Source organism: Winogradskyella sp. ABM4_392, assembly GCF_056160445.1.
Genome location: NZ_JBSWXE010000002.1, coordinates 472,045 through 489,734 on the forward strand (window position 1 = coordinate 472,045; position 17,690 = coordinate 489,734).

A 17,690-nucleotide genomic window follows, 5' to 3' on the forward strand; every position below is an offset into this window, starting at 1 on the left:
TTTTTTTTAAGCATCAAACAAAGGCCTGTCTCCCATCAGTTCGTTAACCTTTTCAGCAACACCTTCTAATACGGTTTCATTTTCATAGTTATTGATGACCTCATCAATTAAATCGACAACATAAGACATATCAGATTCTTTTAAACCTCTAGTAGTAATAGCTGGTGTGCCTACTCTAATACCAGAAGTCACAAAAGGAGATTCAGTATCAAACGGTACCATATTTTTGTTAACCGTTATGTCAGCCTTTACTAAAGCATTTTCAGCATCTTTACCGGTAATGTTTTTATTTCTAAGATCAATAAGCATCATATGGTTATCTGTACCACCTGAAATTAAGTTATAATCTTTAGCCACAAAAGCTTGTGCCATAGCATCAGCATTCTTTTTAACTTGTAGCATGTAGTGCAAAAACTCATCTGTTAGTGCTTCACCAAATGCAATGGCTTTAGCAGCAATAATATGCTCTAAAGGACCTCCTTGATTGCCCGGAAATACTCCTGAGTCTAATAAACCAGACATTTTACGAAGCTTACCGCTTTTTAAAGTAATGCCAAATGGATTATCAATATTTTCTCCCATCATAATCATGCCACCTCTAGGGCCACGTAAGGTTTTGTGAGTCGTTGTAGTTACAACGTGGCAATGTGGCATTGGGTCATTTAAAATGCCTTTGGCAATTAAACCAGAAGGATGCGAAATATCTGCCAATAAAACAGCACCAACGTTATCAGCCACTTCCCTAAACTTGGCAAAATCCATATCGCGAGAATATGCCGAAGCACCTGCTATAATTAATTTTGGACGCTCTTTCTCTGCCACATCAGATAACATGTCATAGTCAATATAACCTGTATCTTTCTTTACACCATAAAAAGTAGGTCTATATAATTTACCTGAAAAGTTGACTGGCGAACCGTGGGTTAAATGACCTCCATGCGATAAATCAAAACCTAAAATGGTATCACCTGGTTTTAAACAAGCATGATATACAGCTGTATTGGCTTGGCTACCTGAGTGTGGTTGCACATTAGCATACGCAGCACCAAATAAAGTCTTTGCTCTATCTATAGCAATCTGTTCTACTTCATCTACTACTTCACAACCACCATAGTAGCGCTTACCTGGATAACCCTCTGCATACTTATTGGTAAGTACAGAACCAGCAGCTTCCATAACTTGGTCGCTTACAAAATTTTCTGATGCAATAAGTTCAATGCCTTCTGTTTGGCGTTCTTTCTCTGCTTGTATAAGTTCAAAAATTTGTTCGTCGCGTTGCATAAATAAAGTCTTTGTTAAAACAAAACAAAAATAAGCAATACATTAGTTTTAATATTAAAAATTATGTAGGTTTGAATAGAAAATAATGAACATTTAATCAACAAAAGATATTATGCCAATTTCAGCCAACGACCCAAATAGAACATCGTGGTTATACGTTAATAAGTACTCTGATTTTCCTATACAGAATATCCCATTTGGTGTATTTTTAACCAGAGAAGATATAATTACTATAGGAACACGTATTGGAGACACAGCTATAGACCTTGGTGCGTTACATCAATTGGGTTATTTTGATGGTATTCCTCTGACCGATGATATTTTCCTTCAAGATTCTTTAAACGATTTTATTGCAGATGGCCGCAAAACCTGGCGTGCTGTGCGTAATCGTGTTGCTGAAATTTTTGATTCTAACAATGACGAATTAAAAAACAATACCAAGCACAAAGAGATTATTTGTTTCCGATTAGATGAAATTGAAATGCAAATGCCTGTACATGTTGGTGATTATACAGATTTCTATTCTAGTAAAGAACATGCTACCAATGTAGGTGCTATGTTTAGAGATCCAGACAATGCACTTTTACCTAATTGGTTGCATATTCCGGTTGGCTATCATGGTCGTAGTTCTTCAATTGTAACTACGCATATTCCAATTCACAGACCACAAGGGCAAACCTTACCAGAAGGTGCAGACAAACCTGTATTTGGCCCAAGTAAATTGGTAGATTTTGAATTAGAAATGGCGTTTATCACTACAGATGCTAACGATCTTGGAGAACCTATTCCTGTTGAGGAAGCTGAAGAATACATCTTTGGGTTAGTTGTGTTTAACGATTGGTCTGCAAGAGATATTCAAAAATGGGAATACGTTCCATTGGGTCCATTCTTAGGAAAGAATTTTGCATCGTCTATGTCGCCATGGATTGTAACCCTAGATGCCTTAGAGCCATTTAGAGTAGCAAGTCCAAAACAAAATCCTAAGCCTTTAGAATATTTACAAACAAAAGGGAAACATAGTTTTGATATTCATTTAGAAGCTGGAATTATCCCTAAAGGTGGTAAAGAAACTACAGTTTGTAAAACCAACTTTAAATACATGTATTGGAACATGGCACAGCAATTAGCGCATCATACGGTTAATGGTTGTCCTATAAATGCTGGAGATATGATGGGAAGCGGCACCATATCTGGACCAACGGAAGACTCTTATGGTTCTATGTTAGAGTTAACCTGGAAAGGTTCTAAACCTGTAAAGCTTAAAGATGGCACAGAACGCAAGTTCATTAACGATTACGACACTGTTGTAATGCGAGGTTATTGTGAAAATGATGATGTACGTATTGGTTTTGGACAAGTAAAAACACAATTACTTCCTGTTTTTAATCCAAAGAAGAAAAAGTAATTTTTAATTACATATAACTCAACATAAAGCGCTGATAATTAGCGCTTTATTTTTTTGGCATGAAGATTGGTTTATACTTCGTATAAGATCCTGAAACGAGTTCAGGATTAGTTCAACCAACCTTTTTGCTTTATTCCAATAAAACGAATTTGCAATAAGAGGTTTCACTAAAATACAAGATTATGAAGCGATTATTACTTATCACAGTACTTGTTTCGGCACTCGTATCTTGTAGTGCCAAAAAACAAATTGAAGAAGCGATCAGTCATGGCAATTATGACCATGCCATTTCTGAAGCACTTAGAAAATTAGAAAACAACAAAGACAAAAAGCGTAAGCAAGCTTATGTTGTAATGCTAAAAGATGCTTATGATAAAGTCTTGGCAGAAGATTTGGCACAAATTTCACATCTAAAAAAAGATGGCAATCCTGAGTTATACAAAACAATCTATGAAAGCTATGCCGATTTAGAAGCAAGGCAAAATGCTATAAAACGTATTATGCCACTTAAAATTGGTGGAAAAACCATCGACTTTACGTTTAATGATTACAGTAACGCATTGGTTGAATACAGATACAAAACCTCAGACTATTTGATGGATAAAGGTTTAGACTTTTTAGATACTGAAGACAAGTTCAATGCACGTGAAGCCTATAGCTTATTTGATTATGTAAATAGCATTAACCCAAATTTTGAAGACGTTACAACATATATGCTAGAGGCACATAGAAAAGGTATGGACTATGTACATGTGTCTATTTTAAACCAAACACATCAAATTATACCACAACGCTTAGAAGCTGAGCTTTTAGATTTTAACACCTATGGTCTTAACCAATTCTGGACAACATACCACGCTGTTGCAGATAACACAATAGACTATGATTTTGCTATGGAACTGCAATTAAAGCGTATTAACATTTCTCCAGAGCGTATTAACGAGAGACAGCTATTAAGAGAAAGGCAAATTGTTGATGGTTGGGAATACCTTTTAGATGACAACGGTAATGTAGCCAAAGACAGCTTAGGTAATGATATTAAAGTGGATAAGATTGTAAATGTTAGAGCGAGATTTTTTGAAGTGTTACAAACCAAATCATCTCAGGTTATTGCAGATTTGGTTTATAAAGATTTAAAACAAAACCAGGTTATTGATGCCTTTACCATAGACAGCGGATTTACCTTTGAAAATGTTTTCGGCCGCTTTAGAGGAGACCGAAGAGCCTTAAATAGAGATGATATTAACTTGTTAAGACAAAGACAAGTACGTTTTCCTAGTGATGAGCAAATGGTTTACGACTCTGGTGAAGACTTAAAACTGAAACTAAAAGATATTATTAGTTCTTATAGATTGAATAGTTAATTAAAAAAACTCCTACCTTTAGTAGGAGTTTTCTGATTTAATCTGTTATACTTATGTTATGTTTAATCACGTGTAATCATTTAAACATAAAATAACTACCCTTTTAAAAAACTAAAAAACAGACGCAACCCTTTTACAAAATATGCATCTATAATAAAACTTCAAATAGCTATCAATCATGAAAAAAATTATAGTCCTTACCCTATTAATCTTTCAATCATTTCTATCTTTTTCCCAAGATCCAATAGTTTATTTTACAAATGGAGGAAATGGTTATTCTACTATAGAAGGAAATTCCTATACATTTTCAGTCAATTTATATAGTGCTTCAACTACAGATGTTATTGTAGATGTATTAACAATAGATGTAACAGCAGATGCTACTGATTATACACCAATTACCACAACTGTAACCATACCAGCTGGTCAACTCAGCAGCAACACTTTAACAATAAATACAGCTAATGACAACACCATTGAAGAAAATGAAAATTTTAGAATCGAAGGAACTATAACTTCTGGCAATACCTCTAATACTGAAGTTGTAAACACAATAACGATTTGGGATAATGATGAAACACCTACTATATATATTAATAATTCACCAACAATAGTTGAGAGCTACAGTAATACCACTTATGCTAACCTAAGTAATTATTTTAATACAGATGTCACAATAGAATTTTTTACAACAGCAGGCACTGCAGATGCTTCAGACTTTGTTCCTACGACAAATACTATAACCATTCCTGCAGGGCAAAGAATAGCAAGTTTCCCTATTGTAACACAAGATGATACAGTGGTAGAAGCTGATGAAACCTACAATATAACTGCAACAGTTACATCTGGTAACGCAACTAACAATACTATCAACATAACGGTTACCATTATAGACAATGATGTAATACCAACATTTAGCATAAATGACCGCGATGTTTACGAGAACTATAATAATGCTCAGATTTATGCTCGCATAAATCGTGTTTTTAACTCAAATGTTGTTATTGAACTAACAACCTCTAATGGCACAGCAGATAATTCAGACTACACTACCACAACACAAACAAGAACAATACCACCTGGCTACACTTCGGTTGGTTTTCCTATAAATATTATTGATGATGAAGACGATGAACCTCTAGAATTTTTTAATGTTACTGCAACTGTAACATCTGGTAATACGACAAATGTAAATGACACAAGTATTGTTAACATTATCGATAATGATGGGTTACCCGATTTCTATATAGAACCTATAATAAGCCCTAATGAATCTCCTGACGGTATAATTGCCGAAGAAGGTTTTGAACTTAAATTTAGGCCAAGACTAAGACATCCAAGTCCTGTTGATACAGAAATTACCATAACCACTACAAACGGAACGGCAGACAACTCAGACTATACGACATCTACACTAACAACTACAATTCCTGCAGGACAAACATTAAATTATTACGAAGAATTAAGTTATCCAACAATTTTAGACCAACTAGACGAAGATGACGAAACCCTATTCATCAACGCTGTGGTTACATCTGGCAACACCTATAATGCAAACCACACGGCAGAAGCATTCATTTTAGATAATTATGCCATTAATGCACAACCAGATGAAGTTACTTCTATTTTAGAAGTTGGTACAACGTATCAATTACTGGATAATGATACATTTGAAGGATTGCCAGTAGTTGCTTCAGACGTTACGATTTCTTTAATTGGCAATAACACTATCGGAGCAACAATAGACCCATCTGGTCTCTTAACTATTCCTGGTAATGTTGACTTAGGCTATTATTCGCTATCCTATGAAATTTGTGAATCTGCAAATCCTACTAGTTGCGACACAGCTTCTATTGTAATTTTCATAGAAAGCCCATTAGATGTTACAGTAACTATTTCTCACGTAGATTTTAATGGAGATGGCTATACGAGTGCTGGAGATACAATTTTATTTGAATATACAGTTACCAATAATGGTAATGCGCCAATTACAGATATAGATGCTATGGAATATATTAATACATTAGATGTTGTCGGTGGGCCTTTAGCGAGTTTAGGTGCAGGACAATCCGATTCTACTACATTTACTGCCACTCATGTTTTAACGCAAGAAGATATCAATTATGGCTATTATGGTGGCGATCAAGAGGGTATAACATTTTTTGGAACCTACTATGGGTATGAAGTTAGCGAATGGGTTTTTCAGGATTTTTATTTAGAAAATTCCGATGGTATAAAACTAAATGCCTTCGTTGATTCTAACGGAAACGGTACACAAGAAATCGATGAATTAAATTTCCCATTAGGGCAATTTAATTACGAAATTAATAATGATGGAGTCATCAATAATCTTTACGTATCTCCTCATTATTTATACGAATCTAACCCATCAACAAGTTATGAATTGAATTATACCGTTGACCCTGACTATGCAGCCTACAACTCAACTACCGCAAGTTATAATAACGTTACTGTTCCGGATGGTTCGGGTATTACAACTTATAATTTTCCTATAACTGTAACACCTTATGATGATTTATCTATTGAAGTCGCTTCTTGCTTTAATGCAGCTGTACCTGGTTTTAATTACTATAACTATTTAATCTTTAAAAATAATTCTAACCAAACCATTACTAATGGTACTATTGAATTTTTTATGGATAATGCGCTCAACCTATTAAATGTATATGAATTAGAACAAAATTGGTGGCTGTATAATCCGGCTACTCCTACAATAACAGCAACAGGTTTTACATATAATTTTAATGATTTATTACCTTACGAAACAAGACGACTTAGAGTTAAAATGTCTGTCCCAACATTACCAACTGTAAGCCTTGGGCAACTGGTAACAAATTCTGCTACAATTGAAATGCTTCCTGGAGAGATTTCACCTTTAAATAACAGCTCTAGCATTACACAAACCATTGTTGGCTCTTACGACCCTAATGACATTACTGAAAAACATGGTGCTGAAATAGTACATTCTACATTTACTACTGATGACTATCTTACCTATACCATACGCTTTGAAAATACAGGAACTGCAAATGCTATTAATATTAGAGTTGAAGATGTACTAGATGACCAACTAGATGAAACAACTCTAAAAATGGTAGATGCAAGCCATGAATACAGCTTAGAACGTGTTGGAAAGAATTTGGAATGGAATTTCTACGCCATACAATTACCACCATCTGAGGAAGATGGAGATTCTCAGGTTGGACATGGCTATATAACCTTTAAAGTAAAACCATTCCCTGGTTATCAAATTGGTGATGTTATCCCAAATACAGCAGAGATTTACTTTGATTTTAATCCTGCAATTATTACAAATACATGGACTACTACTTTTGTAGAAAACCTAGGTTTAGATGATGAAGCGATTAATAGCCTTTCTGTTTATCCTAATCCTGCAAAAGACAAACTTCATATTTATAATAATTCAATCATTACATCAATTGAGATTACCTCTGTTTTAGGAAAGCAAGTCCTAACTAAAACAACTAACAAAACTTCCCTAGAAATTGATATAAGCACTTTTACTAGTGGAGTTTATTTCGTAAAAATTAAAAACGAAAATGCCGAAAAAACAATAAAGTTCATAAAGGAATAACTCACAAAAAAACCTCTCAAAATTTGAGAGGTTTTTTTATTGGTTATGCTTTTCGTTAAGATATAGTTACTTTTCAATGAACTATATTAATTGATAAGCGAAGTTCGGCCTTTTATCACAACAAGTCAATACGTAACCTTACGCAGTTTTAAAACAAATTATCTTCAGAGATTATAAAGACTAAAGACCCAATAATTGCTTAGGTGTTTTAGATATTAACTCTTTATTAATTTTTTACTTATAATGGATTGACCATTATAAATTTTGACTATATATATGCCTCGAGGAATTTGTTGCACATTATACTTATTTGCCGCGATACTTGAATTAGAAAACTCTAATACTTGTTTCCCTTGTATATCAAAAAGTGATACTGAATCAATTCCTTCAGAATTAATTATTTCTAATGAAAAATAAGACTGCACAGGGTTTGGATAAAGTTGTAATGATGTCTTCTCAAAATTATCAACCTCTTCAACACCTAAAGTAGCCATGTTAATTTTTCTAAGCTCTGTACCAGTAATTGCATCTGTTGCCGCAAAATAAAGTTCGTTATTGAACACGGTTAAATCATAGGGATTACTGCTCTTTTCACCTAAGAAAACATCATACAATAGTTCAGTTCCCAATTCAGTTCCATCAGATACCCATAGCTCACGATCACCATTAGAATCTTCTGCACTAAATAATAACTTATTATCAAAAACCTCTAAATTAGAAACATTGGCACTTCCTGTACTATTGATTTCTTTTACTTTAACCGTTCCTATTTCAGTTCCATCGCTTTTCCATAACTCATAATTGTTCGAAGCATCATTAGCATTAAAATACAGTTCGTTATTATATTCCTTTAAACCGCTTATACCATTATATCCTCCAGAGGTATTAATATCTTTAACCATTTGCGTACCTGATTCCGTACCGTCAGATTTCCACAGTTCTATACCTGTTCCGTCATCTGCTGTAAAATAGAGTTCGTTGTTCATTTCGATTAAATGCATAGGGTTAGAAGAAATACTTCCAGATCTAATATCCTTTACCAAGGTGGTTCCCATGTCAGTACCATCAGTTTTCCATAATTCAAATCCCAAACTTCCATTATAAGCTGCAAAGTACAAGGTGTTATCTACTATTGTCAATCTAGCAGGATACAGTATGTTGCTTGAAGGGCTTACTTGTACAGTGCCAGAATTTGTTCCGTCTGTTTTCCATAACGTATTGGATGCGCTAAAATATAACTCATTGTTAAACACAAGAAAAGATGTGGGTTGAGAGGATGCGCTTCCTGATAAAATATCCTTAAGAAGAACTGTACCTATTTCTGTTCCATCGGTTTTCCAAAGTTCAAAACCGTTTATACCATCATTGCCCGAAAAATACAATTCATTATTAAATTTTACCAAAGGTGGAAGTGCCCCACGACCCACTCCAGGATTAATATCTTTTAGCAAAGTAGCATCGTCTTCATTTCCGTTAGACACCCATAGTTCGTCGTCCTCTTCAAATTGTCTTGCATTAAAAACTATTTTACCATTGATTTCTTCTACTGAGCTTATGTAACGGTCGCCATAGAAATTATCGGCACCAAATAATCTTACAGTTCCTGCTTCTGTTCCATCGGTTTTCCAAAGTTCATCATTAAACGCTCCGTCTAAAGCAGAAAAGTAGATATGACTTCCGATAACATTATGGATTTGAGGTGTAGCATTTTTTGTAATAAGATTCATATCTTCAATAAGTGTGGTTCCCATTTCTGTTCCGTCCGAAACCCATAACTCATTACCCGAAATATTGTCGTCTGCAAAAAAAACAAGCTCATTATTTAATATAAAAGGTTTTCTAGGACTAGAACTTCCAATACCAAAGTTAATGTCCTTAAACAAAAGCGTACCATTTTCTGTACCATCTGTTATCCAAAGTTCGGTACCGTTTACGCCATCCTCAGCCTTAAAATATAAGCTCCCACCATGTACAATAAAGTCCGAAGGGCTGGAGTTATCATTTCCTATATGTATATCTTTTAGCTGCACTGTCCCAGCTGTAGTACCGTCGCTTTTCCATAACTCTTGACCATCAGTATTATTATTTCCCGAGAAGTAAACTTCGTTATTGAATGCCGTTAGGTTAGTTATTGTTGCAAAGGCGGTTGAATTATTTACATCCTTTACAAGCACAGTTCCCGAAAATGTACCATCGCTTTTGTACAAATCACCTTTGCTTCCGAAGTAAAGCGTGTCGTCCACATCTGTCAATTGAACAAAATTTGTACTAGAACTTCCCGATGTTAAATTCCTAACCAAAGTCGTTCCAGAGTTTGTGCCATCACTTTTCCATAATTCAGTACCATTAGAGCCATCATTTGCAGAGAAAAAAAGCAACCCATTACTTACTACGATATTATTTGGATTACTTCCCGAAGTTCCTGGCCTAATGTCTTTTACTAATACTGTTCCTGCATCTGTGCCATCACTTTTCCAAAGTTCGGTTCCTACGCTCGAATTTGCAGAAAAATACAGTTCGCCGTTGTAAAGTGTAATTCTTCTAACAAAACCGTTAGATGAACCACTATAAACGTCCTTTACTAGTTGTGTACCCGCTGTAGTACCATCTGACTTCCATAACTCTTGGCCGTTTACACCGTCATTGGCAGAAAAATACAACTCATCATTAAAGATTGCAAAATCACTTGGATTAGAACTTATATCACCACTTCGTATGTCCTGTAACATCATTGTACCACTTTCGGTACCATCTGTGACCCATAATTCGATACCAGAAATTCCATCATCAGCAACAAATAGCGTATTACCATTTGGCAACGTTGTAAATTTATGAGGCCTACTAGATTCACAACCTAAATTGATATCCTTAATAAAAGCGATACCACTATTAGTTTCATTAATCTTGTAAAGTTCATAACCCAATAGACCATCATCAATAGACACATAGCCTTGTGTGTTAAAAGTATTATCAGCATTTAAGTCTACACTATTCTGCGTAGCTGTATAAATATCTTTAACCAGTTGAACTTGCCCAAAGGCACTAAAGCTTATTAAAATAAAAAGGAAAGTAATTTTACGCATGATTTCTTGATGTTAAATTATAGTGTAAAACTATAACCGTTACAACTTCAATCCTATACGTAATTCATCGTATTTTTAGATAAACCTACTCAAATCCAAATCATTAATAGCACCATGAGACGCATGCGCCACCACTACTCCATTTTTTATTATCAAAAGCTGCGGAGATTGATGTATCACTTGGAATTTATAACCAACCTCGTTAGAGACATCTCTATAACTTAATAAATCTAAATAGTATAAATCTACATTAAGGTCTAGGTCGTAAGCGGCAACAAACTGGTTCATTACCATTCTGCTAATACCGCAACGCGTAGAGTGCTTAAAAATAAGCTGTGTTTTTACTTTAGACCATTCTTCTATCTCATTAAGCTGCTCAATACTATTTAGAGCAATCCACGGTAATATTTTTTCTTCTTTAGGTTCAGGAGAACCAAATAATTTCTTAAACATGTTTAAAATTTAATTTTAACGTCAGTTCGAGTGAAATGCGCTAGCATTTTGTATCGAGAACCTTTTAAACCAAAATCTTCGTCAGTTCGAGTGAAATACGCCAGCATTTTGTACCGAAAACCACCATAACCTCAAACAGCTGCTTCACCCGTAGCTCCTTCGGGTCTCCTCCGGCTCTCCTTCGGGTTTCCTTCGGGTTAATTCGGGTAAGCACTCTACGATAACCATGGGCAAACCACAACAAAACACAGACAAAAAGTCACTACAATCCTAATAAATTCAGTCATTTTGTCGTTTTTATCTTATCAAATTGAAATGGTAAGATAATTGAATAAAGATAGTCAAACACAACAAAAAAATTGATTAATAAATAAAAAGATGAACTTTAATAATTATACAATAAAATCGCAAGAAGCCATACAGCAAGCGCAGCAGCTTGCACAAGGCTTTGGTCATCAACAAATAGAAAACGAGCATATCTTTAAAGCGCTCTTTGAAGTTGATGAGAATGTGTTACCATTCATCCTTAAAAAGCTGAATGTTAATGTGTCTTTATTACAACAAATATTGGACAAAGAGATACAGAGTTTTGCTAAAGTCTCTGGTGCAGAGCTAATGATTTCAAGAGAGGCTAGTAAAGCGTTAAACGAAGCGTCAATCATCGCTAAAAAGATGAATGACGACTACGTATCTATTGAGCATTTAATCTTGGCTATTTTTAAATCTAAGAGCAAAATTGCCCAAATTCTGAAAGATCAAGGTGTTACAGAGAAAGGCCTTAACTCAGCCATTGAAGAACTGCGTAAAGGAGATAGAGTGACGTCTCAAAGTCAAGAGGAAACTTATAATTCTTTAAATAAATACGCTAAAAACCTTAACCAATTAGCGCAAGATGGTAAGCTAGACCCAGTTATTGGTAGAGATGAAGAAATTCGTAGAATACTTCAAATCCTGTCTCGTAGAACTAAAAACAATCCTATTTTGGTTGGTGAACCTGGTACTGGTAAAACAGCCATTGCAGAAGGTTTAGCGCACAGAATTATAGATGGTGATGTTCCTGAAAATCTTAAAGACAAGCAAATATTTGCGCTAGATATGGGAGCATTAATTGCAGGTGCTAAATATAAAGGTGAATTTGAAGAACGCCTAAAAGCCGTTATCAAAGAAGTAACCACAAGTGAAGGCGACATTGTGCTATTCATTGATGAAATCCACACACTAGTTGGTGCAGGTGGTGGCCAAGGTGCTATGGATGCCGCAAATATCTTAAAACCTGCTTTAGCGCGTGGTGAACTAAGAGCTATTGGTGCAACGACATTAGATGAGTACCAAAAATATTTTGAGCAAGACAAGGCATTAGAAAGACGTTTCCAAAAGGTAACGGTTAATGAACCAGATACTGAGAGTGCTATCTCAATACTTCGTGGTATTAAGGAAAAGTACGAAGCACACCACAAAGTACGAATTAAGGACGAAGCCATTATTGGTGCTGTGGAATTATCTAACCGCTATATTACCAATCGTTTCTTACCAGACAAGGCGATTGACCTTATGGATGAAGCGGCTTCTAAATTACGTATGGAAATCAACTCTAAACCAGAGGAATTAGATGTTCTAGACCGTAAGATTATGCAACTTGAAATTGAGCACGAAGCTCTTAAACGTGAAAAAGATGAAACCAAATTAAAGGCCTTAAAGGCAGAATTGGCAAATCTTAAAGAAGAACGAAACGAACTTAATGCCAAATGGAAATCTGAAAAAGAAACAGTTGAAAACGTTCAGAATATAAAACAAGAAATTGAAAACTATAAGCTAGAAGCCGAACGCGCAGAGCGTGAAGGTGATTATGGCAAGGTTGCTGAAATCCGTTACGGAAAAATAAAAGAAGCTACTGAAAAGCTTGAAGCATACCAAAAACAACTCGCAGAACAGCAAGAAACAGCCTTAATTAAAGAGGAAGTCACTTATGAAGATGTAGCTGATGTTGTGGCGAAATGGACAGGCATTCCTGTAACTAAAATGATACAGAGCGAGCGAGAAAAGCTACTTAAACTTGAAGACGAACTACACAAGCGTGTCGTTGGCCAAGAAGAAGCTATTGAAGCTGTGAGTGATGCTGTACGAAGATCTAGAGCTGGTTTACAAAACCCACAAAAACCAATTGGCACATTCTTGTTCCTAGGTACTACTGGTGTTGGTAAAACAGAATTGGCAAAAGCATTGGCAGAATACTTATTTGATGATGAAAATGCCATGACACGTATAGATATGAGTGAATATCAAGAACGACATGCAGTAAGTCGATTGGTTGGTGCACCTCCAGGATACGTAGGTTATGACGAAGGTGGTCAGTTAACAGAAGCTGTAAGACGTAAACCGTATTCTGTAGTACTGTTAGATGAGATTGAAAAAGCACATCCAGATACCTTCAACATTTTGTTACAAGTATTGGATGAAGGACGATTAACGGACAATAAAGGTCGCATTGCTGATTTCAAAAATACCATCATCATCATGACCTCAAATATGGGAAGCCACATTATACAAGAGCGTTTTGAGGCTACCAAGGATATAGAATCTGCTATGGAAGCAGCCAAAGTTGATGTATTAGGCCTGTTAAAACAAAGCGTAAGACCAGAGTTTTTAAACCGTATCGATGACACTATAATGTTTACACCATTAACAAAAGAAAACATTGTATCCATTGTAGACCTTCAACTTAAAGGTGTAACAAAAATGATTGCGCAACAAGGCATTACATTTGATGCTACACCAGAAGCAAAAGCGTATTTAGCAGATAAAGGCTACAATCCAGAATATGGTGCAAGACCTGTAAAACGCGTGATACAAAAAGAAGTTCTGAATCAGTTAAGTAAGGAAATTTTGGCTGGTAAAGTCACTACAGATAGCATTATCCTTCTTGATGAGTTTGATGGACAATTAGTTTTTAGAAATCAAGGAGATTTAGTTGTAGAAGAGTTATAAACAGACTGTAACAATATAGCCTGTAAAGAGTCTTTATATTGATTGGTTGGTTAAAGCAACACTGAAATAAATTCGAAAAGCTATCGGATTTTGGACGTGTTGCTTTCCTTTTTGTAACAAATTGTTCTGTAAGACTACAAACAGTTTAAATTTTAAATATTTAATAATGAAACGCATTTTATCGATACTTGTTGTAACTGTAATTTCAATTTTTTTAATAAACGCTCAAGAATTAGAAAATTCTACTTTATGGAAAATTGAAGGTAACGGATTAGAAAATCCGTCTTATTTATTCGGAACTATTCATATTACTTGCGATGCCACATTAGAAGATGATGTAAAAAAAGCATTAAATGAAACCACACAAATTGTAATGGAACTAGACATGGACGACCCTAGTATGCAGATGAAAATGATGAAAGGTATGTATCTAAAAGATGGTAAAACATTAAAAGATTTTGTGTCAGAGGAAGAATATAAAACGATTGATTCTCTTTTTATAAACAATATGGAAATGTCCGTAAAAATGCTCGAAAATGTAAAACCTTTTTTTCTAAGCTCTATGTTTTATCCAAAAATGATTGACTGCCCTATGCAATCTTTTGAGCTTGAACTTACCAAAATAGCCAAGGAACAAGAGGAAGAAATCTATGGTCTTGAAACCATTGAAGAGCAACTAAAAGTGTTTGATGATATTCCTTTAGAAGATCAGTATGCAGATTTAGTTCGCATGGCAAAAGATAATTTAGAATATGACAAGGATACGTTTTCTAAAATGCTGAAAGTCTATGAGAGTGAAGATATTACTGCTTTATTGGACATGATGGATGACGAAAACAACAAAACAGTTTCCGATCATCAAGACATACTGCTAAAGCAAAGAAATAAAAACTGGATTTCTAAAATTGGCAAATTTGCTAAAGATCAGCCAACATTTTTTGGTGTTGGAGCTGGTCATTTAGCAGGTGATGATGGCGTAATTAATCTTCTTAGAGATGCAGGTTATACAGTAACCGCTGTTGTCGAATAAAAAAAAGAGCCTTGAACGGCTCTTTTTTTTTAAATAAATAATTGTTTATACTTAGAACTTCATACCAACACCAAGTCCAATAATTAGTGGGTCGATATTTACTTCTGCAGTGTCAGGATCTCCATTTACGGTTACATCTGTTTTAAGGAATAATTTCTTTATATCTAAATTTAAAAACCACTTATCATTTAAGTTGTAATCTAAACCAGCTTGTAAAGAGAAACCTAAAGCATTGTCATATTCTATATCATCTAAATCACCTTCATCAACACCATAAAAAATAGTATAATTAATACCTGCACCTACATATGGTTTAAAATCGTCAGCATAAAAATGGTATTGTAAATTTAAGGTTGGAGGTAATAACCAAACATGACCTAAATCTACAGATCCACCACCATCGATATCTAAATCTACATCATGCTTTGCTGTACCAAGTATTAATTCAGCTGCCCAATTTTTAGAAAAGAAATAAGTGAAATCTAGTTCTGGCACAAACGCTGTACTTAAATCTACATCAGCACCATCAATATCATCACCTGGAGAAGGTATTACAGAAATTAATCTTAAACGTGCTTGCCACTTATTATAATCGTCAGTAGCATCTGTATCTTGTGCGTTTAGGTTAAATGTTAATCCTATTAATAAAGCAAATAATAATAAATTTTTCATGTTAAAATATTTAAGTTTCCCACAAAAATAAATGCTTAAAAAACCTTAAATACTGATAAATATCATGTAAACTTAAGTTTCACTTCCTTAACAAATAAGGAATCATCTCAGTTAAGTTATTCAATTAGACCCAATTGCAAACAGAAAAATTTTTTTCGATGAAATGCATAATTAATTTCAATTTACGTTGTGCATTTTAACGGATTTATTATTAATTTTGTCGAGCTATTTAATTCCAACCATACTTAAGAAACGATTAAACTTGTTATAGTTTTCCCTCCAAAACTAGGGAATTACTATAGTTAATTATTTAATAAACCCTACTTATACAAAACATGGAATTGAACAAATATATAGATCACACCTTATTAAGTCCCTCAGCAACAGAATCAGATATACTTAGACTTTGTGAAGAAGCAATGAAATATAATTTTTACTCTGTTTGTGTAAACAGTTGTTACGTACCTATTGCAAAACAAGCCTTAGGACGATCTGAAGTAAAAGTTTGTACTGTTGTTGGTTTTCCACTTGGTGCAATGTCTACAGAAGCTAAGATTTTTGAAGCCAAAAAGGCAATAGAGCAAGGTGCTACTGAAATTGATATGGTGATGAATATTGGGCGTCTTAAAAGTAAAAACTACGTTGCAGTACTAAAAGATATCAGCGATGTAAAACGTGCTATTGGATTAATACCTCTAAAAGTTATTTTAGAAATTAGTGAACTTTCTAAAAACGAAATCGTAAAGGCTTGTGAAATCTGTGTAGATGCTAAAGCTGATTTTGTAAAAACATCAACAGGCTTTTCTAAAAGTGGCGCTACGCTTACAGCAGTAAAAATTATGAAAAAGACCGTAAAAGACCAATTAAAAATTAAAGCTTCTGGTGGTATTAGAGACGCTGAAACTGCTTTAAAATATATAGAAGTTGGTGTTCACAGAATTGGTGCTTCGTCTGGTGTTGCCATGATGAATAATCAAACATCAAATTCTTCTTACTAGTTTAAAACGCTTTGCTTAACTTTACGGCATGAGTGTACACATTGGTGCCAAGAAAGGCGATATTGCAGAAACTATTTTATTACCAGGCGATCCATTAAGAGCAAAATGGATTGCGGAAACTTTTTTTGAAAATCCTGTTTGCTTTAATGAAGTAAGAGGTATGTATGGATATACAGGCACTTACAAAGGTAAGCGTGTATCTACAATGGGTTCTGGCATGGGAATACCAAGTATTTCTATCTATGCTAATGAGCTTATAAAAGACTTTGGTGTAAAAAACTTAATAAGAGTTGGTAGTGCTGGTTCATATCAAGAAAATGTAAAAATTAGAGATGTCGTTTTAGCAATGGCAGCATCCTCTACATCTGGTGTTAACGAATTACGTTTTGGTGGTGCAGATTATGCACCTACAGCAGATTTTGGTTTATTCCTAAAGGCTGTAAAGGCTGCCGAAGCTAAGAACATTCCTATACATGCTGGTAATGTTTTATCCTCAGACGAATTTTACGAAGACAACATAGAATCCTACAAAAAGTGGTCTAAATTTGGTGTACTCTGTGTAGAAATGGAAGCTGCTGGTCTTTATACAGTAGCTGCTAAACATAATGTTAATGCGTTAGCCATACTCACTATTTCGGACTCCTTGGTTACAGGAGAAAAAACTACAAGTAAAGAGCGAGAAACAACATTTAAGAGCATGATTGAAATTGCTTTAGAGTTAGCTTAAGAAGGCATTTAACATACTTTTTTTAAGAAAATCAGATTTTCTAGTCTATTTTTGAGAGGTTTAATCAATCATCTTT

11 protein-coding genes are annotated in these 17,690 nt (G+C 34.7%); 7 read left to right on the forward strand and 4 right to left on the reverse strand.

Features of this window, described 5'->3' with window-relative positions; all coding sequences use genetic code 11:
* Window positions 1-6: 6 nt before the first annotated feature.
* The gene (glyA, locus tag ACXAFS_RS08280) at window positions 7-1,281 is read right to left on the reverse strand and encodes a serine hydroxymethyltransferase (protein ID WP_475306334.1); all 1,275 of its coding nucleotides are present in this window, start codon (window positions 1,279-1,281) and stop codon (window positions 7-9) included.
* A gap of 112 nt (window positions 1,282-1,393) precedes the next feature.
* On the opposite strand from glyA, the gene fahA reads away from it, so the two are divergent.
* The 3 genes from fahA (at window position 1,394) to ACXAFS_RS08295 (ending at window position 7,666) form a co-directional block, all read left to right on the forward strand.
* Window positions 1,394-2,686 (forward strand): fumarylacetoacetase, encoded by a 1,293-nt coding sequence (gene fahA / locus ACXAFS_RS08285; protein WP_475306335.1) that lies wholly within the window; start codon window positions 1,394-1,396, stop codon window positions 2,684-2,686.
* A 182-nt stretch (window positions 2,687-2,868) separates the two neighbouring features.
* Entirely contained in the window at window positions 2,869-4,050 is a 1,182-nt protein-coding gene (locus ACXAFS_RS08290; protein ID WP_475306336.1) for a hypothetical protein, read from the forward strand.
* A gap of 178 nt (window positions 4,051-4,228) precedes the next feature.
* Window positions 4,229-7,666, forward strand: coding sequence for a T9SS type A sorting domain-containing protein (locus ACXAFS_RS08295; protein WP_475306337.1), 3,438 nt, complete (start codon window positions 4,229-4,231; stop codon window positions 7,664-7,666).
* A gap of 215 nt (window positions 7,667-7,881) precedes the next feature.
* Here the strand turns inward: ACXAFS_RS08295 and ACXAFS_RS08300 are convergent, their stop codons facing one another.
* Both ACXAFS_RS08300 and ytxJ read right to left on the reverse strand, forming a co-directional pair.
* Complete coding sequence (locus tag ACXAFS_RS08300; RefSeq protein WP_475306338.1) at window positions 7,882-10,749, reverse strand: ELWxxDGT repeat protein; 2,868 nt, start codon at window positions 10,747-10,749, stop codon at window positions 7,882-7,884.
* 75 nt (window positions 10,750-10,824) lie between these two features.
* Window positions 10,825-11,202: a bacillithiol system redox-active protein YtxJ gene (gene ytxJ, locus ACXAFS_RS08305; protein ID WP_475306339.1), complete on the reverse strand. Its 378-nt coding sequence runs from the start codon at window positions 11,200-11,202 to the stop codon at window positions 10,825-10,827.
* A 378-nt stretch (window positions 11,203-11,580) separates the two neighbouring features.
* Here ytxJ and clpB point away from each other — a divergent pair, with 378 nt between their 5' ends.
* The gene (gene clpB / locus ACXAFS_RS08310) at window positions 11,581-14,187 is read left to right on the forward strand and encodes an ATP-dependent chaperone ClpB (protein WP_475306340.1); all 2,607 of its coding nucleotides are present in this window, start codon (window positions 11,581-11,583) and stop codon (window positions 14,185-14,187) included.
* 166 nt (window positions 14,188-14,353) lie between these two features.
* A complete protein-coding gene (locus ACXAFS_RS08315) occupies window positions 14,354-15,217 on the forward strand; it encodes a TraB/GumN family protein (protein ID WP_475306341.1) in 864 nt (287 codons plus the stop codon).
* 51 nt (window positions 15,218-15,268) lie between these two features.
* Here the strand turns inward: ACXAFS_RS08315 and ACXAFS_RS08320 are convergent, their stop codons facing one another.
* Complete coding sequence (locus tag ACXAFS_RS08320) at window positions 15,269-15,889, reverse strand: OmpW/AlkL family protein (RefSeq protein ID WP_475306342.1); 621 nt, start codon at window positions 15,887-15,889, stop codon at window positions 15,269-15,271.
* A gap of 335 nt (window positions 15,890-16,224) precedes the next feature.
* Between ACXAFS_RS08320 and deoC the strand changes: the two genes are divergently transcribed.
* The gene (gene deoC / locus ACXAFS_RS08325; RefSeq protein ID WP_475306343.1) at window positions 16,225-16,887 is read left to right on the forward strand and encodes a deoxyribose-phosphate aldolase; all 663 of its coding nucleotides are present in this window, start codon (window positions 16,225-16,227) and stop codon (window positions 16,885-16,887) included.
* A 28-nt stretch (window positions 16,888-16,915) separates the two neighbouring features.
* On the forward strand, window positions 16,916-17,614 hold the full coding sequence (gene deoD / locus ACXAFS_RS08330; protein WP_475306344.1) for a purine-nucleoside phosphorylase: 699 nt from the start codon (window positions 16,916-16,918) through the stop codon (window positions 17,612-17,614).
* Window positions 17,615-17,690: the final 76 nt, after the last annotated feature.